Raw genomic sequence first — 23,970 nt, forward strand, 5'->3', positions numbered from 1 at the left:
CCCGTCGGAGCGACGGACCGACGCCGGGCAGCTCCCCCCGTGGCTGCTCGGCGTCGCCTTTTCCTCCGCTTTCACCCTTTCGCGCGGGACGTCGCACTACGCCGACCGGGTTAGGGTCGGCGGTGTGATGGACCCTGATCCCGAGACGCCGATCTGTTCCGCGAAGGGCTGCCGTGCCGCCGCCGTGTGGGTGCTCGCCTGGAACAACCCGAAGCTGCACACGCCGGAGCGCCGCAAGACCTGGCTCGCGTGCGAGGAGCACCGGGAGCACTTGTCGCAGTTCCTCGGTGTGCGCGGATTCCTGAAGGACGTCGTGCGCTTCGAGGAGTGGAAGGCGCCCGAAGGGGCGTAGGTCCCCAGACCGCTCCGCGAACCGCCCCGGGCCCTCCCGGCGGCCCTCAGCCGCCGATCGCCGACATCGGGCGGTCCGGCTGCACGAAGGACGGGTCGTCGAGGCCGGCGCCCGCCTTCTTGCCCCACATCGCCAGTTTCCAGATCCGGGCGATCTCCTCGTCGGGGGCGTCGGAGCGCAGGGCGGCGCGCAGGTCCGTCTCCTCGGTGGCGAACAGGCACGTGCGTATCTGTCCGTCGGCGGTGAGGCGGGTGCGGTCGCAGGCCGCGCAGAACGGCCGGGTGACGGAGGCGATGACGCCCACGCGGTGCGGGCCGCCGTCCACCAGCCAGCGCTCGGCCGGGGCCGAACCCCGGGCCTCGTCGCCCTCGGGGGTCAGCTCGAAACGGGTGCGCAGGGAGGTGAGGATGTCGCCTGCGGTGATCATGCCGTCGCGCTTCCAGCCGTGCTGGGCGTCCAGGGGCATCTGCTCGATGAACCGCAGCTCGTAGTCGTGCTCCACGGCCCAGGCGAGCAGGTCGGGGGCCTCGTCGTCGTTGAGCCCGGGCATCAGGACCGAGTTGACCTTCACCGGGGTCAGGCCGGCCTCGCGGGCCGCGTACAGGCCGTCGAGCACGTCCTGGTGGCGGTTGCGGCGGGTGAGGGTCTTGAAGACGTCCGGACGGAGCGTGTCCAGGGAGACGTTGACCCGGTCCAGGCCGGCCCTCCTCAGGGCCTCCGCCGTGCGCCGCAGGCCGATGCCGTTGGTGGTGAGGGACATCTGGGGGCGGGGCTCCAGGGCGGCGACGCGCTCGACGATGCCGACCAGGCCGGGGCGGAGCAGGGGCTCACCGCCGGTGAAGCGGACCTCCTCGATGCCGAGGGAGGTGACGGCGATGGCGACGAGGCGGACGATCTCGTCGTCCGTCAGCAGGTCGGGTTTGGCCAGCCACTGCAGGCCCTCCTCGGGCATGCAGTAGGTGCACCGCAGATTGCATCGGTCGGTCAGTGACACCCTCAGGTCGGTGGCCACCCGGCCGTACGTGTCGATGAGCACGTGGGCCCCCTCCCTCCACTCGGATCACTCATGCTCCGTACATGTGAGCCTACGTGACGCCACCGACAAGCCACAGCGCCCCGATGCCACGAAATGCACGACGGCCGCGTCGCGGGAACCTTCGAGGGGGTTCCCGCGACACGGCCGAAAGGGGGGCGACCGGGTCGGTCAGTGGGCGCCGGTGCCGGTCAGCGACCGGACCTCCAGCTCCGCGAACTTCTTGACGTCGGGCTCCTCCTTCGACAGGACGGTGCCGAGCCAGCCCATCAGGAAGCCGAACGGGATGGAGATGATGCCCGGGTTCTTCAGCGGGAACCAGGCGAAGTCGACGTCGGGGAACATCGCCTTGGGGTCGCCGGAGACGACGGGCGAGAACAGCACCAGGCCGACGGCCACGATGAGACCGCCGTAGATCGACCACAGGGCGCCCTGGGTGGTGAACCGCTTCCAGAACAGGCTGTAGAGGATCGTCGGCAGGTTGGCGGAGGCGGCGACCGCGAAGGCCAGCGCGACCAGACCGGCCACGTTCAGGTCGCGGGCGAGGGCGCCCAGACCGATGGAGACGACGCCGATGAAGATGGTCGCCCAGCGAGCCGCGCGGACCTCCTCCGCACCGGTGGCCTTCCCCTTGCGGATGACGTTGGCGTAGATGTCGTGCGCGAAGGAGGACGACGAGGCGAGGGTGAGGCCGGCGACCACGGCGAGGATCGTGGCGAAGGCGACCGCCGAGATGGTGGCGAGCAGGATCGCGCCCCAGGTCGAGTCGACGCCGCCCAAGTGGAGGGCGAGCAGCGGGGCGGCCGTGTTGCCGGACGGGTTCGAGGCGATGATCTCGTCCCGCGAGATGAGCGCGGCGGCGCCGAAGCCGAGCGCGATGGTCATCAGGTAGAAGCCGCCGATGATGCCGATGGCCCAGTTCACGGACTTACGGGCGGCCTTGGCGTTGGGCACCGTGTAGAAGCGGATCAGGATGTGCGGCAGGCCGGCGGTGCCGAGCACCAGGGCGATGCCGAGGGAGATGAAGTCCAGCTTGGTGGTGCCGCTCGCGCCGTACTGCAGGCCGGGCTCCAGGAAGGACGCGCCCGCGCCGCTGTTGTCGGCGGCCTTGCCCAGCAGGTCGGAGATGTTGAAGTTGAACTTCAGCAGCACCAGGAAGGTGATCAGGATGGTGCCGCCGATGAGGAGCACGGCCTTGACCATCTGCACCCAGGTGGTGCCCTTCATGCCGCCGATGGAGACGTACACGACCATCAGGACGCCGACCAGGGCGACGATCAGGATCTTGCCGGCGTCGGAGGTGATGCCGAGCAGCAGCGAGACGAGCACGCCGGCGCCCGCCATCTGGGCCAGCAGGTAGAAGATCGAGACGACGATGGTGGAGGTGCCGGCGGCGGTGCGCACGGGCCGCTGGCGCATGCGGTAGGCGAGGACGTCACCCATGGTGTAGCGGCCGGAGTTCCGCAGGGGCTCGGCGACCAGGAGCAGGGCGACCAGCCAGGCGACGAGGAACCCGATGGAATAGAGGAAGCCGTCGTAGCCGAAGAGGGCGATGGCACCCGCGATGCCGAGGAAGGACGCGGCCGACATGTAGTCGCCGGAGACCGCGAGTCCGTTCTGGAAGGCGCTGAACTGGCGTCCGCCCGCGTAGAAGTCGGCGGCGTCCTTGGTCTGCCGGCCCGCCCACACGGTGATGCCGAGGGTCGCGAGGACGAACAGCGCGAACAGGGTGATGATGAGCGGGCGGTGCTCGCTCGCCTCGTTCGCGGCGAGCTGGATGTGGGTGATCGAGGGGCTCATGCGCCACCCTCCATACGCGTCTTGATGGCCTCGGCCTTGGGGTCGAGTTGGGTGGCGGCGTGCCGCGAGTACCACCATGCGATGAGGAACGTGGTGAGGAACTGCAGGACACCGAAGACGAAGGCGACGTTGATGTTGCCGAACAGCTTGGTGCCCATGAAGCCGCCCGCGTAGTTCGAGAGCAGCACGTACAGCAGGTACCAGATGATGAAGCCGACGGTCAGGGGAAAGGCGAAGGAGCGGTAGGAGCGGCGCAGTTCACCGAACTCAGCGCTCTCCTGCACCTCGGTGAACTCCTCGGGTGTGGGGAGTTTGTGCTGCTCTGCTGAGGGGGGCGGTGCTTCGGCGGCCACGAAGTCTCCTCGCGTTACGGGTGGGTTCGGACGGGGACGGGGGCGAGTGTCCTCGCGCTCCCTGCACAACGTCACGGCGCCACGCGAGGACCGGTTCAACCCCGCGTGCTTCTTTTGCACGGACGTTCACCGAAGACACGGCCGAGAAAACATTGCTGCCCGGCGAGCGCGCGGGATAGCTTCGCCCTGCACTACCCGTCATGTACCTGCCCGAGCACCACCTGTGCCTCGGGCCGGTTTTGTTTCCGGATGATGTGGAGATCCCATGGCCCATCTGCGTTCCAGACGCCGGCTCGCCCTCGCCGTGCCCGTCGCGCTGTCCCTGACCGTCTCGCTCGGCTTCCTGCCGGCGACGGCCTCGGCGGCTCCGCAGGCGGCATCGACGGCAGCTGAACGGGCGAACGAGCAGGCGACGGAGCGGGCGACGGACGCCTCCGGTCTGGCGTACGTCGTCAACACCAGGACGGACCGCCGCACGATCGCGTCGGTGGAGAAGGCGGTCGCCGCGGCCGGCGGGACCGTCGTGATCACGTACGACCGGATCGGTGTGATCGTCGTCCACTCGGCGAACCCCGGCTTCGCCCAGGAGATGCGCGCCGTGCGCGGGGTGCAGTCGGCCGGCGCGACCCGCACCGCACCGCTGGTCCCCGCGGGGACCACGGACGAGGGTGCGGCGGACTACGTGACGGCCGAGGAGGCCGCCAGGACGGGGGCCGTCTCCGTGCGGACCCCCGGCAGCGAGCCTCTCGAGGCCGACCAGTGGGACCTGCGCGCGATCGGCGCCGACAAGGCGGCGCAGATCAACCCGGGCAGCCGCAAGGTCACCGTCGCCGTGATCGACACCGGCGTGGACGACTCCCACCCCGACCTCGAGCCGAACTTCTCCGCCGCCCAGTCGGCCAACTGCGTCGGCGGCAAGGCGGACACCAGTGAGGGCGCCTGGCGCCCGTACACGGACGAGGACTACCACGGCACCCACGTGGCCGGTGAGATCGCCGCGGCCCGCAACGGCATCGGCGTCGCCGGTGTCGCGCCCGGCGTCAAGGTCGCGTCCATCAAGGTGAGCGACCCGGACAACGGGCTGTTCTACCCGGAGAACGTCGTCTGCGCCTTCGTGTTCGCCGCCGACCACGGCGTGGAGATCACGAACAACAGCTACTACGTCGACCCGTGGCTCTACAACTGCATGAACGACCCGGACCAGCGGGCGATCGTCGACGCGGTCAACCGGGCCCAGAAGTACGCCCAGCTCAAGGGCACCCTGCACGTCTCGTCGGCCGGCAACTCCAACCACGACCTGGCCTCGGACGCGATCGACGACGCCTCCAGCCCCAACGACACCACGCCGGTCGAGCGCACCATCGACCCGTCCGAGTGCCTCGACCTGCCGACCCAGCTCCCGGGCGTGGTCACGGTCAGCGCGACGGGCGTGCAGAACCTCAAGTCGTACTACTCCACGTACGGCAAGGGGGTCGTCGACGTGGCCGCGCCCGGCGGCGACGGGCGCTACCAGACGCCCGACACCCCGTCGAAGAACGGCCGCATCCTGTCCACCATGCCGAACGGCCAGTACGCCTTCCTGCAGGGCACGTCGATGGCCGCGCCGCACGTCGCCGGTGTCGCCGCGCTGCTGAAGTCCAGGTACCCGTGGGCGCCCCCGGCCCAGTTGCAGGCGCTGCTGAAGGCGCAGGCGAACAACCCGGGCTGCCCGGAGTCGTACGACCAGAACGGCGACGGCGTGCAGGACGCGACGTGCGAGGGCGGCAGCCGGGTCAACGGCTTCTACGGCCACGGCATCGTCGACGCGCTGCGCGCGGTGAAGCGCTGACCCGGTGACGCGATGACGCGGTGACGCGGTGACGCGTTCCTCGTCCTGCGGGGTCTGCGGGTGAGCGGGAGGGGGCCGGGCGATCATTCGTCCGGCCCCTTCCGCTGCCGGTCGGCCGATACCGCATAGTGCACCCATGACCGACACCGACCGTCCCTCCCCCTCCCCCTCCCCCGGCTCCTTCGCCGACCCCGGCCCCGGCCTCACCGCCGCCTGGTCCTCATTGGGCGGAGACCCGGCTCTCCTCGCACGCGTGACGACCGTCGAGCGGTCCGAGGCGCTTCCCGCGCGGCTGCCGGTACGGGAGGTGGCGCGCGCCTGCGTGGGCGCGTGCGCGCTGGCCGCGGCCGAACTGGGCGCGCGACGGACGGGACCCGCTCGCCCCGGTCGTCCCCCGGGCCCCGGAGTGCCCGCCGTGCGGGTGGACGACGGAGCGGTGGCGGCGGCGTTCGTCAGTGAGCGGCATCTGCTGGTCGACGGGCGGGCTCCGGTGTCCTTCGCCCCGCTGTCGCGCTTCTGGCGCACGGCGGACGGGTGGGTGCGCACGCACGCCAACTACCCGCACCACCGGGCCCGGCTGCTCGCCGCGCTGGGTACGTCCGACGACCCGGAGAAGGTGGCGGCGGCGCTCGCCGAACGGTCGGCCGCGGAGGTCGAGGAGACCGTGTACGCCGCCGGGGGCCTCGCCGTCGCGCTGCGGACGCCCGCCGAGTGGGCGGCGCACGAGCAGGCGGCGACGGTGGCGCGGCGCCCGCTGGTGGAGCGCGGATGGCTGGATTCCGCCCCCGCGCGGACACTCACCCCCGTGGACCGTGACCCCCTGCTGCCCGCCGCGGGACTGCGGGTGCTGGATCTGACCCGGGTCGTCGCGGGCCCCGTCGCCACCCGCACGCTCGCCCTGCTCGGCGCGGACGTGCTGCGTCTGGACCCGCCGGGGCTGCCCGAACTCTCCGACCAGCACACCGACACGGGGTTCGGGAAGCGTTCGGCCCTGCTGGATCTGTCGGCCGGCCGCGACACGTTCGAGGAACTGCTCGCGGCGGCGGACGTGGTGGTCACCGGGTACCGGCCGGGGTCCCTGGACCGCCTGGGGCTGAGCCCCGAGGCACTGGCCGAGCGCCGGCCCGGAGTGGTCGTGGCCCAGTTGTCGGCGTGGGGGGCGTACGGGCCGTGGGGCGACCGGCGCGGCTTCGACAGTCTGGTGCAGGCGGCCACGGGCATCGCGGTGAGCGAGGGTTCGGCCGGGCGGCCGGGGGCGCTCCCGGCGCAGGCCCTCGACCACGACACCGGGTATCTGCTGGCGGCGGCGGTGCTTCGGGCGCTGGTCGAACAGGCGGACGAGGGCGGCAGCCGGTTCGTCCGCCTGGCGCTGGCGCGGACGGCGGCCTGGCTGCTGGAGGGAGCCGCGCCCACGCGTGCGCCGGGCGGCGACCGGACCGCGGCAGCCCCCGGTCCCGCCTCCGCCCCCGCCCCCGTCCCGGCCGCGGGCGGGTCTGCCGCCGACTGGCTCACGGAGACGGACAGCGCCATGGGGAGACTGCGGTACGCCCGGTCCCCGGTGTCGTTCACCGGCGGCCCCGATGACTGGGGCCGTCCGCCCGGACCGTGGGGTGCCGACGCGGCCCGGTGGGGGACGGGGCCGGTGAGGGACGGGGCCGGTGGGGGACGGGGCCGGTGACGAGCAGTCGGCCGGGGCGGTAAATGCGGCCTTGGCGGGAAATACACGCCTGCCCTCCACCCCGTGCTTGCCCGTTCTGTGAGCCCTTGTGAAGATCCTGGGGTGACTCTGACAAACCCCACGTCCGGGACGACCGGCGCGCACAAGGACGCGCGGCGTCCCGGGACCGGCCCGGCCGTCGCCGTCCTCGTGCTGGTGGCGCTGGCCGCGCTGATACCGCTCCTCGGCCCGTCCCCGGCCCTGCACGAGACCGGTGAGGCCGCCGCGCCCGGCACCAGCGGCATAGCCCTGCTGCGGACGGTGCTGTTCGCGGCGCTCGCCGTACCCGTCGGCGAGCTGTTCGTGAGACGGCTGCTGCGTTCCGTACCCGACGCTCCCCCGGCCGTGCCGCGCAGCTGGTCCACCGTCGCGAACTCCGTCGGTTTCGTGGCCGCTCTCGGGCTCGCCTGCGTCGTGGCCACCGGGAACCTGGTTCCCGACAGCCTCGCCGCCATCGACGTGGGCAGTCTGTACGACTCGCCGGAGGGCAAGCTCGCCCTCCTTGAGGTCAACGCGTTCCTCGCCGCGGCCCTGTGCGCCGCCTCCGGCCGCCCGGGGACGCAGGTCTGGCCGCTGGCCGCGATCGTCGTCGCCGAGGCCCTGCGCGCGCACCCCGAGACCGAGTACACCCCGCTGATCGGCTCCGGGCTGACGTTGATCCACCTGGTCTGCGCCTCGCTCTGGGTGGGCGGCCTGCTGTACGCGCTGCGCGCGATGCGCGCGTGGCGGGGCTCTCCGGCGGGCGCCGTGCTGCTGGGGCTGTACGCGCGCGTCGCGGCCGTTCTGCTCGTCGCCATCACGGCGACCGGGGTGTGCAGTTCACTGCGCCGGATGCCGCCGGAGTCGATCCTGGAGCAGCTGACGGACACGGCGTACGGGCGTGTCCTGCTCGCCAAGGTGATCCTGATGGCCGGGGTCGCGGCCCTCGCCCTGTGGGCCAGGATCCGGCTGGCCCGCGCGGCCGATCCGCTGAGCGCCGGTGCCCCCGCGCGGGCGGAGGCGTACGTTCTGGCCCTGGTGGTGGCGGTGTCGGGCCTTCTGACGGCGCTGCCGGTGCCGATCCGCTGGTGAGGGGCGGGCGGTGGGGGTCTCCCACCGCTCCTGGGCACGGACGCCCGGGCGGGCGCCGCTCCCGGCCGTGCGGACGAGCGCGGCCGGCGTGCACCGGAGGAACCGTCGGAGGCGGCACCCGGCACACCTCTCCGCACGCTCCCGGCACCGAACGGACGTGCTCCGTGCGATGCCTGACGGGCAGGGCTGTCGGCGGGGGCCCGTATCCTCGTGAACCATGCTCGAAGACCTCACGACCGAAGCGTCCTCCCCCACCGCGTGGCCGGCCGCGTATCCGCAGGGATACGCGGTCGTCGACGTGGAGACCACGGGGCTCGCCCGGGACGACCGCATCATCTCGGCGGGCGTCTACCAGCTGGACGCGCGCGGCGAGGTCGAGGACCACTGGTACACGGTGGTCGATCCGGAGCGGGACCCCGGCCCGGTGTGGATCCACGGTCTGACGCGCGAGGCGCTGCGGGGGGCACCCCTCTTCACCGACATCGCCGGGGAGTTCGCCACCCGGCTGGAGGGCCGGGTGCTCGTCGCGCACAACGCCGTCTTCGACTGGCAGATGATCGCCCGCGAGTACGCGCGCGCCCGCGCGCAGGCGCCGGTGAAGCAGCGGCTGTGCACGATCGCCCTCTCCAAGGAGCTCGCGCTGCCGCTGCCCAACCACAAACTGGAGTCGCTCGCCGCGCACTTCGGCGTGGTCCAGCAGCGCGCGCACCACGCGCTGGACGACGCGAGGGTACTGGCGGAGGCCTTCCGGCCCAGCCTGCGGACCGCGGCGGCGCGCGGCGTCCGCCTGCCGCTGCACGAGTGCCTGCCGCTGACGGAGTGGACGGACCGGCCCCGCACCGGACAGGAGGCGGGCCCAGGGAGCGGCTACCGGACCACCGGTTGGCGCCCGTCCCGCAAGCGGCCGGCGTGCCCGTACCCCAACCCGGGCCGGTACGACCCGGGCAAGCCCCTCAAGCAGGGCATGCGGGTCGCCTTCTCCGGCGACACCTCCGTGGAGCGGGACCTGCTGGAGGACCGGGCGACCGAGGCCGGGCTGCATGTCGCCACCAGCATCTCCCGGCTGACCAGTCTCCTGGTCACCAATGATCCGGACTCGGGCACGTCCAAGGTGGTCAAGGCCCGGCAGTACGGCACCCCGGTCATGGACGAGGCGGCGTTCGGACAGCTGCTGCGCGACATCGAACCCGCCTCGGACGGCTGACCCCGCACGCCCGGCCCGCCGGGCAGGCCCAGGGCCTGTCCGGCGGATCGAGTCGGAGGCAAGGGACGGTATCCGTCCGGCTGGGGTGAGCGAGGACTGGTGCGTTCAGCCGCAAGGCGGAGGAGGGCGTCGACGCGATGGGGGTCCCCCTGCTCATGGGGGTGCCCCCGCTCGAGCGAAGCCGAGAGTGGGGGAGGAGCCGAGCGCTCGGGGGAGTCGGCAACCGACGACGACGCCGCAGATGAGCGTGCAGGTCCTCGCCTCTCCGGCATGACCCGCCGGACAGGCCCTAACCGCTCACACTGCCGACCTTGTCCACGATGCCGGCCTTCCCTTCCGCGCGGGCGCAGTGCGCTCCGCAGTACCAGTGGCCGTCGACCTCGACGCCCTGGCCGATGATCTGCACCCGGCAGTGCTCACAGATCGGGGCCATGCGATGAATCGCACAGGCGAACGAATCGAATACGTGGGCGGAACCGTCCTGGGTCGTGACGGTGAACGCCAGCGCGTAGTCGTTCCCGCACACTTCGCAACGTGTCATAAACCGCATCGTTGGGGCCGGGCGGGGCTCCGGCAAGCCGAGGGGGGCCGCCGCCCGGAGGTTCTACCCGGTCGGCGCAGCGGCCCGGAGGGAGCCACCGCGCCTCCCCCGCCCCGAGGGCTCCCGTCCGGCCGGTCCTCGGTGAGGGCCGGAGCGGGATCGTCGACCGGGTGTGCGGACGTACCCGCCTGAATGCACCCCCCGGCCCTGGTTGTACGGTCGTGGGGTGTACCGCTTCCTGTTGTCCCGCCAGTGGGTGATTCTCACTCTGCTGGCGCTCGCGCTCATCCCGACGATGGTCGAGCTGGGCTTCTGGCAGTTGCACCGTCACGAGCGCCGGGTCGCGTTGAACCAGGTGATCGCCGACTCCCTGGCCGCGAAGCCGGTGCCCGCCGAGTCCCTGACCTCGCCCAGGGCGAAGGTCGACCACGACGACCTGTACCGCAGCGTGACGGCGAAGGGCAGCTTCGACGCCTCCGACGAGGTCGTGGTGCGCCGCCGCACCAACGCGGACGAGGAGGTCGGCTACCACGTCCTGACCCCCTTCGTCCTCGAGGACGGCAAGGTCCTGCTGGTCAACCGGGGCTGGATCCCCGCGGACGGCCCGAGCCAGACCGCGTTCCCGAAGGTTCCCGCACCGCCCGGGGGCGAGCTCACCATCACCGGGCGGCTGATGCAGGACCAGACGACCGAGGACAGCGGCATCAAGAACCTCCAGGGCCTGCCGGACCGGCAGATCATGCTGATCAACAGCGAGCTGGAGGCCGACCGGCTCGGCAAGCAGGTCCTCGGCGGCTACGTCGACCTGACCGACCCCGAGCCGGGCGGTGACACCCCGGAGCCGATCCCCTCCCCCGAGCACGACTCGATCGGCCCTCACCTGGCGTACGCCTGGCAGTGGTGGCTGTTCGCCGCGGGCGTCCCCGTGGGCTGGGTCGTCCTCGTCCGCCGCGAGGCCCGGGAGCGGACGGAGAAGGCGGAGCGGGAGGCGGACGCCGAGGGCGCGGCGGACACCGAGCCCGCCGCGGTGTAGCCCTTCATTCCCCCGGCCCGCCCCTGATTGCCGCACCCGGCGGCCGGGCATCCGCATCTCGTGCACCGTATCGAGGACTACGCGCTCATCGGCGACGAACAGACCGCTGCCCTGGTGGGCGCGGACGGCTCCGTCGACTGGCTCTGCCTGCCCCGCTTCGACTCCGGCGCCTGCTTCGCCCGGCTGCTCGGCGACGAGGACAACGGTCACTGGCGCATCGCGCCCGTGGGCGCCGAGCGGTACACGCGCCGCGCCTACCGCCGGGACACCCTCGTCCTGGACACCGAGTGGGAGACCGACGAGGGCCTGGTGCGCGTCACGGACCTGATGCCGCAGCGCGACCGCGCGCCCGACCTGGTGCGCGTCGTCGAGGGCGTCCGCGGCGAGGTGACCGTCCGCAGCACGCTCCGGCTGCGCTTCGACTACGGCTCGGTGGTGCCCTGGGTGCGCAGGGCGGACGGCCACCGGGTGGCGGTCGCCGGGCCGGACTCGGCATGGCTGCGCAGTGTGCCGGAGGTGCCCACCTGGGGCGAGGACCTCGGCACGCACTCCGAGTTCACGGTCGCGCCGGGCGAGCGGGTCGCGTTCGTCCTCACCTGGCACCCGTCCCACGAGCCGCGCCCGCCGCTGGTGGATCCGTACTCCTCGCTGCGGCACAGCATCGCCGACTGGCGCGCGTGGGCGTCCCGCTGCCGTTACGACGGGCCGTACCGGGACGCGGTCGTGCGGTCCCTGATCACGCTCAAGGCGCTCACCTACTCGCCGACGGGCGGCATCGTCGCCGCGCCCACCACCTCCCTGCCGGAGGAACCGGGCGGGGTGCGCAACTGGGACTACCGCTTCTGCTGGCTGCGCGATTCCACGCTGACCCTGAACGCGCTGCTGGCGGCCGGCTACCAGGACGAGGCGGAGGCGTGGCGCAACTGGCTGCTGCGCGCGGTCGCGGGCGACCCGGCAGATCTTCAGATCATGTACGGGGTGGCGGGTGAGCGGCGGCTGCCCGAGACCGAACTGCCGTGGCTGTCCGGCTTCGACGGCGCCACTCCGGTACGGGTCGGGAACAACGCCGTCAACCAGCTCCAGCTGGACGTGTACGGCGAGGTCGTGGACTCGCTGGCACTGGCCCGACGGTCGGGCCTGTCCCCGCACCCGGACGTGTGGGCGCTGCAGAGGGTGCTGCTGGACTTCCTCCGGTCGGTCTGGCGGCAGCCGGACGAGGGGCTGTGGGAGGTACGCGGCGGCCGGCGGCACTTCGTGCACTCCAAGGTGATGGTGTGGGTGGCCGCCGACCGTGCCGTGCGCCTCCTGGAGGAGAACCCGGACCTCGACGGCGACGTCGAGCGCGCTCTCAAGGACTGGCGCGCGTTGCGCGACGAGGTGCACCGTGACGTGTGCGAGAAGGGGTACGACCCCGAGCGGAACACCTTCACGCAGTCCTACGGCTCGCGGGAACTCGACGCCGCGCTGCTGCTGATCCCCCGGGTGGGCTTTCTGCCGCCCGACGACCCCCGGGTCCTCGGTACCGTCGACGCGATCCACGCGGAGCTGGGACAGGACGGGCTCGTGCGCCGCTACACCCCGGACCGGAACGACGTGGACGGCCTGCCCGGCGTGGAGGGCGCCTTCCTGGTGTGCTCGTTCTGGCTCGCGGACGCCCTGCATATGACGGGCCGGACGGCTCAGGCGCGCGAGCTGTTCGAACGGCTGCTGGGACTCGCCAACGACGTGGGTCTGCTGGCGGAGGAGTACGACCCGGTCGGCGAGAGGCTGCTGGGCAACTTCCCGCAGGCGTTCAGTCACATCGGTCTGGTGAACACCGCTCTCGCCCTGTTCGGAAGCGAGGAGGCAGGATAGGGGCCATGGATCTTGGACTGAAGGACCGGGTGTACGTCGTCACCGGAGCGACCCGCGGGCTGGGCAACGCCACCGCGCGCGAGCTGGTGGCGGACGGCGCGAAGGTGGTCGTCACCGGACGGGAGCACGAGAGCGTCGCCGAGGCGGCTGCCGATCTGGGGCCGGACGCGGTCGGCGTGGCGGTCGACAACGCCGACCCCGGGGCGGCGGCGCGGCTGATCGCGACCGCGCGCGAGCGGTTCCACCGTTTCGACGGCATCCTCGTCAGCGTGGGCGGACCTCCGCCCGGGTTCGTGGCCGACACCACCGACGAGCAGTGGCAGGCGGCGTTCGAGTCGGTGTTCCTGGGCGCGGTGCGGATGGCCCGGGCCGCCGCGGCGGAGCTGGGCGAGGGCGGTGTCATCGGCTTCGTGCTGTCCGGCTCGGTGCACGAACCACTGCCCGGCCTGACCATCTCCAACGGGCTGCGCCCGGGGCTGGCCGGCTTCGCCAAGTCCCTCGCGGACGAGCTGGGCCCGCGCGGCATCCGGGTCGTGGGAGTGCTCCCGGGGCGCATCGACACGGACCGCGTCCGTGAGCTCGACTCCCTCTCCGCCGACCCGGAGGCCACCCGCCAGGCGGCCCAGTCCCGCATCCCGCTGCGCCGTTACGGCACCCCTGCGGAGTTCGGCCGCGCCGCCGCCTTCCTCCTCTCCCCGGCCGCCTCCTACGTCACGGGCGTCATGGTCCCGGTGGACGGCGGGGTGCGGCACGGGTTCTGAGGAGCGTTCCGGAGGCGGGGCCGCGCGGAACGGCCCCGTCAGCGGCGCAGCAGGAGCGAGGTCACGCGCAGCCGGCCGCTGTGGATCCACACGTCGGAGTACTCCACCGGCCGCCCGTCGTCCAGATAGGTGACCTGCTGGAGGTACTGCACCGGGCTGCCCTGTTCCACGGCCAGGGCGCGGGCGGTCTCCTCGGTGGCCGCCTCGGCGCTGAACGTGCGACGGGCGGTGGCGATCCGGAGACCGAACGTGCCCTCCAGCTCGCCGAAGAGGCTCGAGGACGTGAAGTCCGCCCGCTCGATGCCGGGCGCGAGGTCGGCCCGCACGAAGTTGAACAGGAGCGCGACCGGGCCCTCGGGGATGGTGCGCACCCGCACCAGGCGCAGTACCTGGGCGTCGGGGGAGGTCAGGTCGAGCAGGGCGGCGACGGGCCGGGGCGGGGTGATCAGGGAACACTCCCGCACTTCGGTGGTGGCGACGACGCCCTGGCTGGCGAAGTCCTCCGAGAGGGTGCTCAGCTTCTGGGCGATCGACGGTTCGATGACCGTGGACGTGACGAACGTGCCGCGTCCGCGGACCTGCCGCAGCAGCCCTTCCTCGATGAGGGTCGTCAGGGCGCGGTGCACCGTGCCGCGGCTGACGCCGAACTCCTGGGCCAGTTCGGGCTCGCTCTTGAGCCGGTAGTGCGCCGGCCACTGACCGCTCGCGATGCGCAGGCGGATGTGTTCCGAGATCTGCACGTGGATCGCGGTGGGGACGTTGCGCCGGATGCCCGGAAGACCTCCTTCGTCGGCCGTCACGGTCACGCGTCTCCTCTCCAGGTGGATGCGCCGTGCCCCGGCCGGAGGAGGCCGGAGCACGGCAGCCGGTCGGTCACAGCCGCCCGGCGGCTGGTCAGTAGCTGACGGTGTGATCGTCGCCGGTGTCGGTGACGATCGCCCTGCCGGCACTCGTACCGAGCAACGAGGCGCCGGCACGCAGGAGTTCCAGGGACTGGCGGTAGGACTTGATGGAGCCCGACGCCTTCACCCGGACACCGTCACGGGCCCGGTCGACAAGGTAGCGGACGCTTTCCGGCCCGGCCGTCTCGATCTGCCCGCTGCTGGCGTTCTTGAGGTAGGCGACGCCGGCTTCCATGGCCAGTTCGACGGCGGCCTCCTTCTCCTGCGCGCTGAGCAGCGGCAGCTCCAGCATGACCTTGACGGGGCCTCCGAAGGCGCGGACCACACCCGCGATGTCCTCGCGGAACTCATCGTACTTGCCGCTCTTGAGCCAGCCGACCTGCACGCCGATGTCGAGCTGGGTGGCGCCGAGCCGGGCTATCTCGGCCGCCTCGGCCGCCTTGCCCGCGCTGGTCATGACGCCCACCGTGGGGAAGTCCAGGGCGGAGGCGACCTCGATCCCGGTGCCGCGCAGTTCGGCGACCACGACGGGGAGCCAGGAGGCGGGAACCATCGCGGCGTTGAAGCCGTAGGTGACGGCCTCCTGCGCGTGGGCGACCATGTCGTCGCGGGTGGCGTCGGGCTCGATACGGGTGTGCTGGATGTAGGGGGCCAGCTCGGCCGGGCTGAGCGTCAGCTCGGCGGCGGGGGTCGTCACGGTGTCGGACACGGGTTGTCTCCCTGAGAGGTGGGGGTGGTGCGGGCGGCGGAACGGTCCGGCGCCCACGACGTCGGATCCCGGGGGATCAGAGCTTGGAGGCGTACTCCGGAGGGACGACGACGTCCTCCTTGTCGAACCAGCGGGGCGCGTCGACACCGCAGAACAGGCCGATGTTGCCCCAGGGTTCGAAGGCGCCGGTGCGGACGACGACCTTGGCCTGGCGGGCCAGTTCGCCGAGCACCTCGGTGTGCGGCCGGGTGGTGAACTCGGCGCCGGAGAACCTCTCGCGCAGCCATGCGTCGAGCCGGGGGTGACGGGTGGGGACGTCCTCGGCCCGCACCACGCCCTCGACGACGAGTTCGTCGGCGATCAGCCCGAGCACGGTCCGCAGGTCCGGAAGGTTCTCCGCGATCGCCAGGTCGACGCGGTGGGCGTCCCGGGGGACGGGGAAGCCCGCGTCGACGACCAGTAGCAGGTCGGTGTGGCCGAGGGTGGCCAGGGCCCCGCTCAGTTCGGCGTTGAGGATGCCGTGTCGTTTCATGGTCGTTCCCTTCTGTGGTGAGGAAGTTGATGCTCAGGCAGCCGGCGCCGCTCCGGTCGCCAGGGTCATGATCGATTCCTCGGTCGCCTCGGCCGACGGCACGATGCCGGCGACGCGGCCTTCGCTCATCACGACGATCCGGTCGGTCAGGGTGAGCAGTTCGGGCAGGTCCGAGGAGGAGCAGAGGATCGCGAGGCCCTTCTCCGCCAGCTCGAACAGCTGCTCGTAGATCTCCGCCTTCGCTCCGACGTCCACCCCGCGGGTGGGTTCGTCGAGGATCAGCACGGCCGGGTCGATCGCCAGCCAGCGGCCGAGGACCACCTTCTGCTGGTTGCCGCCGGACAGGCTGGTGATGGGCTGCTCCATCGTGGCGGTCTTGACCCGCATGCGCTGTGCCTGTTCGGTGGCCTGCCGGTTGAGGGCCCGGCGGCGGAGCAGTCCGAACCGGCTGAGCCGCTCGGTGGTCAGCGCGCTGACGTTGTCACCGACGCTCATGGTCGTCAGCAGGCCCTGGGCGCGGCGCTCTCCGGGGACGAACGCCAGGCGGCGGCCGACGCTGGCGACGGGGTTGCGCCGCTGGTAGGGCTCGCCCAGGAGTTCCACCTCGCCGCCGGTGCCGCGGTCGCCGCCGAAGACGTTGTGCAGCAGTTCCACCCGCCCGGAGTCCGGCAGTCCGGCCACTCCGAGGATCTCGCCGGGCCGGATCTCCAGGGACACGTCCCGGTGCCGACGGCCGGTCAGCCCGGCCAGGCGCAGGGCGGGCGCGGCGCCGGGGTCGGGCCGGTGGTCGGGGCGCCGTTCGAAGTGGCCGAGGCGGCGGCCGACCATGGCGGCGACCGCCTGGTCGGGGGTGGTCTCGGAGTTCCGCCAGGAGGCGACGTGGGAACCGTCGCGCAGCACCTCGATGCGGTCGGCCAGCCGGAAGACCTCCGGCATGCGGTGGGAGACGTAGAGCAGGGTGGTGCCGTCCGCCTTGAGGCCGTCCATCAGGGTGAACAGCCGCTCCGCCTCGGCGGGGGTGAGCATCGCGGTCGGCTCGTCCAGGATCAGGACCCGGCAGCCCCGGGCGACGGACCGGGCCACCACGACGAGCTGCTGGGTGGCCAGGTCCAGCGACCCGACGGGCGTGGCGGGGTCCAGGGCCAGGTCCAGGCGGGCCAGGATCTCGGCGGTGCGTTCCGCCATCCGGCCGCGGGAGGGGAACCAGCGGTTTCCCGGTTCCATACCGCTCAGGACGTTCTCGGCGACGCTGCGGTCGGGCAGCAGCGAGAGCTCCTGGGGAACGATCGCGACACCGTGCCGGTCCAGCATGGTGCTGGGGTCGAAGGAGGTCACCTGCTCCCCGAAGACGGTGACGGTGCCCTCGCTGGGCGGCTGGAGCCCGGCGAGGATCTTGAGCAGGGTGGACTTCCCCGCGCCGTTCTCTCCGAGCAGCGCGGTGACCTCGCCGGCGGGGACGTCGAAGGAGACGTCGGACAGGGCGCGCACCGGGCCGAAGCTGCGGGACAGTCCGCGTATCTCGACGGCCGTGGCGGCCTGGGGCGCGGCGGTCACTTCTCCACCGTCGCTTCACCGAGGTTGTCCCGGGTGACGAACTGGGCCCCGGTGTTCACGCCGCTGATCTCCGTGCCCTCGTCGAGGAAGTCGTGGAGCACCTTGACGGCCTGGTAGCCCTGCTCGGTCGGGTTCTGGCTGATCGTGAAGTCGACCACCCCGCTCTCGAGGTACTCGGCGGTCTGGGGCAGCAGGTCGAACCCGCCGACGGTGACGGCGTCCTTCTTCTTCGCGCCCGCCACCCACTTGGCGGCGGCGGTCGTGGAGCAGCAGTCGAGACCCGCGACCGCGACGACGCCGGACTGCCCGGACATCGTGGACTCGACGGTGTTGTACGCGGCGCTGGGCTCGTTCCCGACGTTGACCGGGCCGACGATCTCCAGGCCGCTTCCGGACATGCCCTGTTCGAATCCGCTGAACCGGTCGTGGGACCAGCCGGCTCCGGTGTCCACCGAGAAGACGACGACCTTGCCCTTGGCGTCGGCGCCGAGTTCCTCGCGGAGCCGCTCGGCCTGCGCCTTGCCCGAAGCCTTGAGGTCCTGGCCGACGAAGCCCATCTGCTCCGAGTCCGGGTTGTCGGTGTTGAAGGAGACGACGGGGACACCGGCCTTGTACGCCTGGGCTATGACGGGCTTGAGGGCGTCGCTGGACGCGGAGGAGACGGCGAGGCCGTCGACGGCCTTCTGCTGCAGCAGCGTCTGGATCTCGGAGACCTGCTTGGCCGCGTCGCCGCCGGTGGGCCCGATCAGGCTCGCCTCGACGCCGAGTTCCTTGCCCGCCTTCTTCATGCCCGCGCCGATGGGCGTGGCGAAGGCCAGGGACGGGTCGTGGTAGCTGAGCTTGATCCGCAGCGGCTTGCCGTCGTCGATGCGCTGCTGGACGTGGGCGGCGAGCTTGAACCCGTCGTCGGAACCCGCGCTGTCGGCGGAGGTGACGGCTCCGCAGGCGGTGAGGCCGAGGACGGTGGTGGCGGTGGCCACGGCGATGAGGCTTCTGAGGGGGAGACGAGAGGACACGGGAGACTCCTTTGTCACGGGGTGTCGCTGGGGCGGCGGCCCGGGGGCACTCTGCGGCGGCCGTGCGGCCGGCCGTGCGGGGCGTGTGCGGCCGGCGGTTCGGGGCGTGTGCGGCCGGCGGTTCGGGGCGTGTGCGGCCGGACGAGGTGGTCGGGGAGGGGCTTGGACGGGGAGGGAGGAGGGCGGCGGTCAGGCGCGGGACTTGCGCCGGCGTTGCCAGGTGTCGGCGGCGACCGCGGCGACGATGACCAGGCCGGTCACGACGGTCTGCCAGAAGGAGGAGATCCCCTTGACGTTGAGGATGTTCTGGAGCAGGCCGATGAAGGCGACGCCGATGACGGTGCCCCAGATGGTGCCGGAGCCGCCGAACAGCGCGGCGCCGCCGATGATGACCGCGGAGATCACGGTGAGTTCCATGCCCTGGCCCGTGACGCCCTGGACGTAGGACAGGAAGGACAGGCCGAGGACGCCCGCGAGTCCGGCGGTGAATCCGGAGAGGACGAACGCGGTCAGCTTGACCCGCTTGACGTTGACGCCGACGAGCCGGGCGGCTTCCTGGTTGCCGCCGACGGCGTAGGTGTTGAAGCCGAAGCGGGAACGGGACAGCAGCACCGCGCCGATCACGGCGATGACGGCGAAGAACACGAACTGCATCGGGATGACGCCGAACAGGAGGCCCTGCCCCAGCAGGTTGAAGTCCGCGACGCCCGCCTGCGAGGAGCTGAGGGAGATCGGGGCGCCGTCGGAGATGAGCAGGGCGACGCCGCGGAACACGCTGAGCGTGCCGAGGGTGACGATGAACGACGGCACGCCGAGCACGACCACCGCCAGGCCGTTGAGCAGGCCGGCCACCGCGCCGACGGCGAGTCCGACGAACGCCGCCAGGCCCCAGCTCCAGCCGTCCGAGATCAGGATGCCGGTCGAGATCGCCGACAGGGCGTAGGTGGAGCCGACGGAGAGGTCGATCTCTCCGTTGAGGATCACGAAGGTCACGCCGATGGCCATGATGCCGATCTGGGACACCTGCTGACCGACCGAGAGCAGGTTGTCGGACTGCGCGAAGCTCGGCGAGAGGATGCTGCCCAGCACGAAGAGCAGGACGAGCGCCGCGAAGACACCGGACTCCCGGGCGTGCAGCATTCTGCGCAGTGGAAGTGCGAACTCCCGCTGCGCGGGCGCGGTGGTCGTGGTCATCGTTCGGTTCCCATCAGGTCATCCAGCTGGTCTCGGGTCGGCAGTGCGGGAACGACCCCGGCGATGGTCACGGTGTGGGCGCCGGCCACCCCGGCGATGTGCGCCGCCTCGGTGAGGGGGCGTCCCTCGGCGAGGGACACGGCGAGCGCGGCGGTGAAGGAGTCGCCCGCTCCGGTGGTGTCGACGACGGACTCGGCCGGGTGCGGCGGAATCCGCGTCGTGGCGCCCGCCTGTGCGACGAGTGCTCCCTCTCCGCCCCGGGTCAGGACCGCGGCGCCGCCGGTGAGCGCGCACAGACGGCGTGTCAGTTCCCCGTCGTCCAGTCCGTGCCCCTCCTGGAGTCCGAGGAGCACGGGGGCCTCGGTCTGGTTGGGAGTGATCACGTCGATCAGCGGCCAGAGGTCGTCGGGCAGCGGGCGGGCGGGGGCCGGGTTGAGCAGTGTCGTGGTTCCCGCTCGACGGCCCGCGCGCAGCGCCGCGGCGACGGCCGCCTCGGGGATCTCCATGGAGACCACGAGGATGTCGGCGGCGGCGATCTCGGCGTGGAACGACTCCACGGCGGCCGCGTCCAGTTCGTCCAGGGCGCCGGGGGCGATGCTGATGCGGTTCTCCCCGGACGGTTCGACCAGGATGAAGCCGACCATCGTCGGGGCGCCGGCCGTCAGGACGTGATCCGCCGCGACGCCTTCCTCGCGCCACAGTGCGCGAGCGGCCCGCCCGAAGTCGTCGTCACCGACGGCGGTCAGCAGGGAGACCTGTGCGCCGAGCCTGGCGGCACCGATGGCCTGATTGCTTCCCTTGCCCCCGGGACCCGGTGAGAACACCCCGCCCGAGACGGTCTCGCCTGCGTCAGGAGACCTGGGCAACCGCATGGTCAGCCCGGCCCCATAGCTTCCGACAACCGCCACCTTGACCATGCGCCCACCTCATTGCATAGGGACAACCGTGAACATGAGGGTGAGCGTATGTACAGTGATGTCTATAGTCAATGGCCAAGAGAAAGCGTCTTTTGAGCCAACATCGGGAGGCCGACGGAGCCGTCCGGGGCAGCCCTGGTGTACACCGCGGGCCCAGGTGAACTCCGGTGCACCCGGGGAGGGGTCAGCACACCCGGGGAGGGGTCAGTGCACCTGGAGAGAGGTCGTCGACCGACCTTCCCCGCTCGCGGACACGCCGGCGGGAGCGGGATGCCCTCGGAGTGCCCGCGCGTCTTCGCAGAGAACCGGTGAATGCGCCGGGGCGCTCAACTGACCCGTTCCGCGTGGTGTTTGACCGCGCGGAGGCGGACCTCGGACGGGAGGGTGGCGAGGCCCGCCGACTCGCGGGCGTGGGCCAGGGCTCCGGTGGTGAGGGTGTCCAGCGCGGTGCCGGGGTCGACGTGGGGTTCCAGGAGGAGGTGGACACGGGTGTGCGGGACGCCGCGGCGGCCGGTCAGCCGTACACGGGCCTGTTCGACGCCGTCCAGCCGGCCCGCCTCCTGGGCGAGGGCGGTCTCCAGCGCCTGGCCGCGCAGCACCGCTTCGTCACCGTCACCCGTGTCGACGAAGACCTCGGCGAGCCGTCGCCTGCGCAGCACCGCGACCAGCCACCACAGGAGGAGCAGGACGAGGACGGCGAGCGCGGCGATCACGACCGGCCACCACCAGCCCTCGTCCCGCCACCGGGTCCGCTCGGTCTCGTCCAGCAGGACGTCGTTCCGTCCGCCGTGCAGCCACCAGGAGGGCGCGGGCGCCCCCAGGCCGATGGCCAGGACGGACCCGCCGAGGGCCACCAGCAGCAGGCCCACGATCCCGAGCAGGACGCGGTTGACGATCCTGATCACCGCTCTCACCCCTTCCGGCCGGGACGCCGCACCCGTACCGCCAGTGCCGGCGGCCGGGACAGCGCCATGCGCCCGACCACGTCGGCGAGCACCTCGCGCAGGTCGGCCCGTACGTCGTCCAGTTCACGGAAATGCGAGACCGCGCGGACGTCGGCCCGCCTGCGGGTCACCCGTACGCGTACCGACCGCACCCCGGCGACCTCCATGGCCCGGTCCCGCAGCACCATCGCCGCCGCGTCGCGGTCGAGACCGGCGCGTACGTCGGGGTGGACGCGGCGCATCGGGAGCAGGGACCGCAGCCCGGGGGTGAGGGCCAGCAGGAGCAGCCAGAGTCCGAGGGCGGTGGCGACGCCGGCGCCCAGCAGCACCCAGGCGTCGTCCAGGGGCCGCTCGGCGAGCTGGTCGGCCAGCTCCCGGCGCCAGCTCATCGCGGGCCGGTCGGCACGCACCGCGGCGATGTCGTACAGGAACGCCGCCGCCACCACCAGGAGCAGCAGCGCGAGCAGGCCGCCGGAGATCCTGCGCGTCGACCAGAAACGCCGGGCACCGCTGCCCACGGCGTCGTCGTCCGGCGCGGGCGGCCGTGTCTTCTCCAGGACGGTGCCCGTGGCGACTTCGCCGGGCCCGGATCCGCTCATCGGGTCCTCCTGCGGGTCTCTTCGAGCACCGCCGGGTGCAGCCGTTCCACCTGGACGGCGACCTCCGGTACCTGCATGCCCGTCAGCCCGGACACCCGTTCGATCACCTGGCGGCGCACCTGGCCGCACCGGCCGCCGATGTCGCCGGGGTAGCCGAGTTCGACGTGGACGCGGACCCGCGCGGTGTCGTCGTGGTGGACGACGACCGTGGCGTGCGGCGGCTCGGCGTCCCGGGGCAGCGGTCCGACCGCCTCGCGGGCCGCCTGGGAGGCGATCTTCGCGACCACCCGGTCGGCGATCCGGGTCGCACCGCGCTCGCGCGGCGGCACGGGGCCCGCGGCACCGTCGACCTCACCCTCCGCCGTGCTCACCGGTCCCACCGGTGTCACCGCCGCCGTTCGTTACGGGGACGGAAGAAGTCGCCGAACTCCAGGTCCCCCTCGAGGAACCGCCCGACGACGAAACCGACGGCCCCCAGGGCCGCCACCAGTAGGAAGGCTCCGAATCCGCCGAAGTATCCGGCGAAGCCCAGCGCCATGCCGGCGATCATGCCGACCACGGCCATGCTCATGGTGCGCTCCTCAGTTGCTCAGCGGTTCGCCGTCCTCGTGGTCCCGGGCCCCGTTCACCGCCCGGTTTCTCACTGGAGGCGGCTCTCCGGCTCCTCGTCCTCCTCGTCCGGCAGCTTCACGTCGCTCACCGCGATGTTGACCTCGACCACCTCGAGGCTGGTCATCCGCTCGACCGCCGCGATGACGTTCTCCCGTACGGCTCTGGTGACGTCGCCGATGGACACGCCGTAGTCGACGACGATCTCCAGGTCGAGCGCGGTCTGCACCTCGCCGACCTCGGCCTTCACACCCCGGGCCACCGATTTCGTCCCGCCCGGCACCCGGTCGCGCACGGCCCCGAAGGTCCGGGACAGGCCGCTGCCCATGGCGTGCACGCCGAGGACGTCCCGCGCCGCCATGCCCGCGATCTTCTCCACGACGCCGTCGGCGATCGTGGTGCGGCCGCGCGTGGCGGGGTCGCCTCCGCCTCGCCGGGTGCCCGGTCCCCTGCGCACGGAGGTGTCCGGCCCGGTCTTCTCGAGGTCGGCGGCCCGCGTCGAGCCGCCGTCCGTGATGTCGCTCATCGCCGTACGTCCCTTCCGATCGTCGTCTACGGGACCACCGTATGCGCCGATGCGTGGTTGCGCGCCAGGGATACGGCAGGCTGGAGGAATGACGGCGGACCGGTGGACTCGGACAGTGCGGCAGCAATTGGGACTGGGCAGGCTTCTGCCCCTGGGCGGACCGCGCGACGGCGCGTGGATCTTCGAGCGGGCCGCCGGGGCGGTCCTGCGACGTGCGGTGGCGCGGGCCGAGCCGGGCCTGCGCCTGGACGGTCTGCGGATCGCGCTCGCCGCTCCGGAGGAGGCCGGTGAGCCGGTGGTGCCCGCTCCGCCCAGTGCCCTGCCACCGGGCTCGCTGCGGGTGGCGGCCCGGTTCGCGGCCCCGGCGGCGGAGCCTCTGCCGGTGACGGCGGACCGGCTGCGGGCGGTGTTGTCGCGGGCCGCGGCGGAGCGGATCGGGCTGGTGGTGGCGGAGGTGGACCTGGAGGTGGCGGAGCTGCTGGACGCGGAGGCCGGGACGGCGGGCCCGGCGGCGGAGAGCGGGCCGCCGGGCAGCGCGGTGGACGGGCCGGCCGATGCTCCGTTCGAGGGCCGGGGCGGTACTCCGACCGAGGGCCGGGGCGGTACTCCGACCGGGGCACCGGAGTCCGGTGGTCGGTCCGACGAGGACCGGGTCGCCGCCGCGGCGCTCGCCGTACCGGGGGTGTCCCGGCTGACGGGTGCGCTCGGCCGGGCGGTACACCTCGCACCGTCGCCGCAGGCGCCCGACGGTGTCACCCTGCCCGGCCGTCACGTGCGCGTGGACCTCGCCGTCGGGGCGGACCACCGGGCCCTGGACGTGGCCCGGTCGGTCCGCGCGGCGGTGTCGGCCGCCCTGCCGGACCGTCCGACGGTGGCGGTCCTGGTCACAGCGGTCGACTGACGCTCCTCAGCGCGTCACCG

General features: G+C 72.4%; 25 protein-coding genes. 9 read left to right on the forward strand and 16 right to left on the reverse strand.

Annotated elements, in window-relative coordinates; genetic code table 11:
- The first annotated feature begins 127 nt into the window (after nt 1–127).
- Nucleotides 128–352: a hypothetical protein gene (locus tag OHB56_RS10170; protein ID WP_055597603.1), complete on the forward strand. Its 225-nt coding sequence runs from the start codon at nt 128–130 to the stop codon at nt 350–352.
- A gap of 46 nt (nt 353–398) precedes the next feature.
- On the opposite strand, the gene moaA is transcribed toward OHB56_RS10170, so the two are convergent.
- The 3 genes from moaA to OHB56_RS10185 form a co-directional block, all read right to left on the reverse strand.
- Complete coding sequence (gene moaA / locus OHB56_RS10175) at nt 399–1,388, reverse strand: GTP 3',8-cyclase MoaA (protein WP_326751955.1); 990 nt, start codon at nt 1,386–1,388, stop codon at nt 399–401.
- A 168-nt stretch (nt 1,389–1,556) separates the two neighbouring features.
- Nucleotides 1,557–3,185 carry a cation acetate symporter gene (locus OHB56_RS10180; RefSeq protein WP_055597601.1) on the reverse strand — a complete coding sequence of 543 codons (1,629 nt, stop codon included), beginning with the start codon at nt 3,183–3,185 and terminating at the stop codon, nt 1,557–1,559.
- A complete protein-coding gene (locus OHB56_RS10185; RefSeq protein WP_326751956.1) occupies nt 3,182–3,538 on the reverse strand; it encodes a DUF485 domain-containing protein in 357 nt (118 codons plus the stop codon). The genes OHB56_RS10180 and OHB56_RS10185 overlap by 4 nt, the downstream gene beginning before the upstream one ends.
- A 265-nt stretch (nt 3,539–3,803) precedes the next feature.
- On the opposite strand from OHB56_RS10185, the gene OHB56_RS10190 reads away from it, so the two are divergent.
- The 4 genes from OHB56_RS10190 to OHB56_RS10205 all read left to right on the forward strand — a co-directional run bounded on the left by OHB56_RS10190 (nt 3,804) and on the right by OHB56_RS10205 (nt 9,358).
- Nucleotides 3,804–5,366, forward strand: a complete 1,563-nt coding sequence (locus OHB56_RS10190) for a S8 family peptidase (RefSeq protein ID WP_406352776.1) — start codon at nt 3,804–3,806, stop codon at nt 5,364–5,366.
- Nucleotides 5,367–5,502: 136 nt separating this feature from the next.
- Nucleotides 5,503–7,044: a CoA transferase gene (locus tag OHB56_RS10195; protein ID WP_406352777.1), complete on the forward strand. Its 1,542-nt coding sequence runs from the start codon at nt 5,503–5,505 to the stop codon at nt 7,042–7,044.
- 102 nt (nt 7,045–7,146) lie between these two features.
- Nucleotides 7,147–8,154 carry a CopD family protein gene (locus OHB56_RS10200; RefSeq protein WP_406352779.1) on the forward strand — a complete coding sequence of 336 codons (1,008 nt, stop codon included), beginning with the start codon at nt 7,147–7,149 and terminating at the stop codon, nt 8,152–8,154.
- A 217-nt stretch (nt 8,155–8,371) separates the two neighbouring features.
- On the forward strand, nt 8,372–9,358 hold the full coding sequence (locus OHB56_RS10205) for a DEDDh family exonuclease (RefSeq protein ID WP_406352780.1): 987 nt from the start codon (nt 8,372–8,374) through the stop codon (nt 9,356–9,358).
- 289 nt (nt 9,359–9,647) lie between these two features.
- Here the strand turns inward: OHB56_RS10205 and OHB56_RS10210 are convergent, their stop codons facing one another.
- Complete coding sequence (locus OHB56_RS10210; protein ID WP_055596621.1) at nt 9,648–9,899, reverse strand: hypothetical protein; 252 nt, start codon at nt 9,897–9,899, stop codon at nt 9,648–9,650.
- A 226-nt stretch (nt 9,900–10,125) separates the two neighbouring features.
- Here OHB56_RS10210 and OHB56_RS10215 point away from each other — a divergent pair, with 226 nt between their 5' ends.
- The 3 genes from OHB56_RS10215 to OHB56_RS10225 are packed head-to-tail and all read left to right on the forward strand — an operon-like array spanning nt 10,126 to nt 13,547.
- Entirely contained in the window at nt 10,126–10,932 is an 807-nt protein-coding gene (locus tag OHB56_RS10215) for an SURF1 family protein (protein ID WP_406352783.1), read from the forward strand.
- A gap of 60 nt (nt 10,933–10,992) precedes the next feature.
- On the forward strand, nt 10,993–12,786 hold the full coding sequence (locus tag OHB56_RS10220; RefSeq protein ID WP_326751962.1) for a glycoside hydrolase family 15 protein: 1,794 nt from the start codon (nt 10,993–10,995) through the stop codon (nt 12,784–12,786).
- 5 nt (nt 12,787–12,791) lie between these two features.
- Nucleotides 12,792–13,547 (forward strand): SDR family oxidoreductase, encoded by a 756-nt coding sequence (locus OHB56_RS10225; RefSeq protein WP_055596619.1) that lies wholly within the window; start codon nt 12,792–12,794, stop codon nt 13,545–13,547.
- A 38-nt stretch (nt 13,548–13,585) separates the two neighbouring features.
- Here OHB56_RS10225 and OHB56_RS10230 read toward each other — a convergent pair whose 3' ends face one another.
- The 12 genes from OHB56_RS10230 to OHB56_RS10285 all read right to left on the reverse strand — a co-directional run bounded on the left by OHB56_RS10230 (nt 13,586) and on the right by OHB56_RS10285 (nt 23,049).
- Nucleotides 13,586–14,347 carry a GntR family transcriptional regulator gene (locus OHB56_RS10230; RefSeq protein ID WP_055596624.1) on the reverse strand — a complete coding sequence of 254 codons (762 nt, stop codon included), beginning with the start codon at nt 14,345–14,347 and terminating at the stop codon, nt 13,586–13,588.
- Nucleotides 14,348–14,441: 94 nt separating this feature from the next.
- Nucleotides 14,442–15,158, reverse strand: coding sequence for a deoxyribose-phosphate aldolase (deoC, locus tag OHB56_RS10235; RefSeq protein WP_406352786.1), 717 nt, complete (start codon nt 15,156–15,158; stop codon nt 14,442–14,444).
- Between the two features lie 76 nt (nt 15,159–15,234).
- Nucleotides 15,235–15,690, reverse strand: a complete 456-nt coding sequence (rbsD, locus tag OHB56_RS10240; protein WP_055596617.1) for a D-ribose pyranase — start codon at nt 15,688–15,690, stop codon at nt 15,235–15,237.
- A gap of 33 nt (nt 15,691–15,723) precedes the next feature.
- Nucleotides 15,724–17,244, reverse strand: coding sequence for a sugar ABC transporter ATP-binding protein (locus OHB56_RS10245; RefSeq protein WP_326751965.1), 1,521 nt, complete (start codon nt 17,242–17,244; stop codon nt 15,724–15,726).
- A complete protein-coding gene (locus OHB56_RS10250; protein WP_055596615.1) occupies nt 17,241–18,260 on the reverse strand; it encodes a substrate-binding domain-containing protein in 1,020 nt (339 codons plus the stop codon). The genes OHB56_RS10245 and OHB56_RS10250 overlap by 4 nt, the downstream gene beginning before the upstream one ends.
- A gap of 189 nt (nt 18,261–18,449) precedes the next feature.
- Nucleotides 18,450–19,454: an ABC transporter permease gene (locus OHB56_RS10255; RefSeq protein ID WP_406352789.1), complete on the reverse strand. Its 1,005-nt coding sequence runs from the start codon at nt 19,452–19,454 to the stop codon at nt 18,450–18,452.
- Nucleotides 19,451–20,371 (reverse strand): ribokinase, encoded by a 921-nt coding sequence (locus OHB56_RS10260; protein ID WP_326751966.1) that lies wholly within the window; start codon nt 20,369–20,371, stop codon nt 19,451–19,453. Before OHB56_RS10260 ends, OHB56_RS10255 begins: the two co-directional genes overlap by 4 nt.
- Before the next feature lie 326 nt (nt 20,372–20,697).
- The gene (amaP, locus tag OHB56_RS10265; protein WP_406352791.1) at nt 20,698–21,285 is read right to left on the reverse strand and encodes an alkaline shock response membrane anchor protein AmaP; all 588 of its coding nucleotides are present in this window, start codon (nt 21,283–21,285) and stop codon (nt 20,698–20,700) included.
- Nucleotides 21,282–21,914: a DUF6286 domain-containing protein gene (locus OHB56_RS10270; RefSeq protein WP_406352792.1), complete on the reverse strand. Its 633-nt coding sequence runs from the start codon at nt 21,912–21,914 to the stop codon at nt 21,282–21,284. The genes amaP and OHB56_RS10270 overlap by 4 nt, the downstream gene beginning before the upstream one ends.
- Entirely contained in the window at nt 21,911–22,285 is a 375-nt protein-coding gene (locus OHB56_RS10275; protein WP_406352794.1) for an Asp23/Gls24 family envelope stress response protein, read from the reverse strand. Before OHB56_RS10275 ends, OHB56_RS10270 begins: the two co-directional genes overlap by 4 nt.
- A gap of 14 nt (nt 22,286–22,299) precedes the next feature.
- Nucleotides 22,300–22,485 carry a hypothetical protein gene (locus tag OHB56_RS10280; protein ID WP_055573450.1) on the reverse strand — a complete coding sequence of 62 codons (186 nt, stop codon included), beginning with the start codon at nt 22,483–22,485 and terminating at the stop codon, nt 22,300–22,302.
- A 69-nt stretch (nt 22,486–22,554) separates the two neighbouring features.
- On the reverse strand, nt 22,555–23,049 hold the full coding sequence (locus OHB56_RS10285; protein ID WP_055594854.1) for an Asp23/Gls24 family envelope stress response protein: 495 nt from the start codon (nt 23,047–23,049) through the stop codon (nt 22,555–22,557).
- Between the two features lie 88 nt (nt 23,050–23,137).
- Between OHB56_RS10285 and OHB56_RS10290 the strand changes: the two genes are divergently transcribed.
- On the forward strand, nt 23,138–23,950 hold the full coding sequence (locus tag OHB56_RS10290; protein WP_406352796.1) for a nucleopolyhedrovirus P10 family protein: 813 nt from the start codon (nt 23,138–23,140) through the stop codon (nt 23,948–23,950).
- Nucleotides 23,951–23,970 lie beyond the last annotated feature (20 nt).

Origin of the sequence: Streptomyces sp. NBC_01635, from assembly GCF_045209715.1 — a bacterium.
Lineage (GTDB): Bacteria > Actinomycetota > Actinomycetes > Streptomycetales > Streptomycetaceae > Streptomyces > Streptomyces hirsutus.

Coding starts and splice junctions, on each gene's coding strand:
- OHB56_RS10170 (WP_055597603.1), top strand. CDS start 128: ATGGACCCTGATCCCGAGACGCCGATCTGTTCCGCGAAGGGCTGCCGT.
- OHB56_RS10180 (WP_055597601.1), bottom strand. CDS start 3,185: ATGAGCCCCTCGATCACCCACATCCAGCTCGCCGCGAACGAGGCGAGC.
- OHB56_RS10190 (WP_406352776.1), top strand. CDS start 3,804: ATGGCCCATCTGCGTTCCAGACGCCGGCTCGCCCTCGCCGTGCCCGTC.
- OHB56_RS10195 (WP_406352777.1), top strand. CDS start 5,503: ATGACCGACACCGACCGTCCCTCCCCCTCCCCCTCCCCCGGCTCCTTC.
- OHB56_RS10205 (WP_406352780.1), top strand. CDS start 8,372: ATGCTCGAAGACCTCACGACCGAAGCGTCCTCCCCCACCGCGTGGCCG.
- OHB56_RS10210 (WP_055596621.1), bottom strand. CDS start 9,899: ATGACACGTTGCGAAGTGTGCGGGAACGACTACGCGCTGGCGTTCACC.
- OHB56_RS10225 (WP_055596619.1), top strand. CDS start 12,792: ATGGATCTTGGACTGAAGGACCGGGTGTACGTCGTCACCGGAGCGACC.
- rbsD (WP_055596617.1), bottom strand. CDS start 15,690: ATGAAACGACACGGCATCCTCAACGCCGAACTGAGCGGGGCCCTGGCC.
- OHB56_RS10255 (WP_406352789.1), bottom strand. CDS start 19,454: ATGACCACGACCACCGCGCCCGCGCAGCGGGAGTTCGCACTTCCACTG.
- OHB56_RS10260 (WP_326751966.1), bottom strand. CDS start 20,371: ATGGTCAAGGTGGCGGTTGTCGGAAGCTATGGGGCCGGGCTGACCATG.
- OHB56_RS10270 (WP_406352792.1), bottom strand. CDS start 21,914: ATGAGCGGATCCGGGCCCGGCGAAGTCGCCACGGGCACCGTCCTGGAG.
- OHB56_RS10280 (WP_055573450.1), bottom strand. CDS start 22,485: ATGAGCATGGCCGTGGTCGGCATGATCGCCGGCATGGCGCTGGGCTTC.
- OHB56_RS10285 (WP_055594854.1), bottom strand. CDS start 23,049: ATGAGCGACATCACGGACGGCGGCTCGACGCGGGCCGCCGACCTCGAG.
- OHB56_RS10290 (WP_406352796.1), top strand. CDS start 23,138: ATGACGGCGGACCGGTGGACTCGGACAGTGCGGCAGCAATTGGGACTG.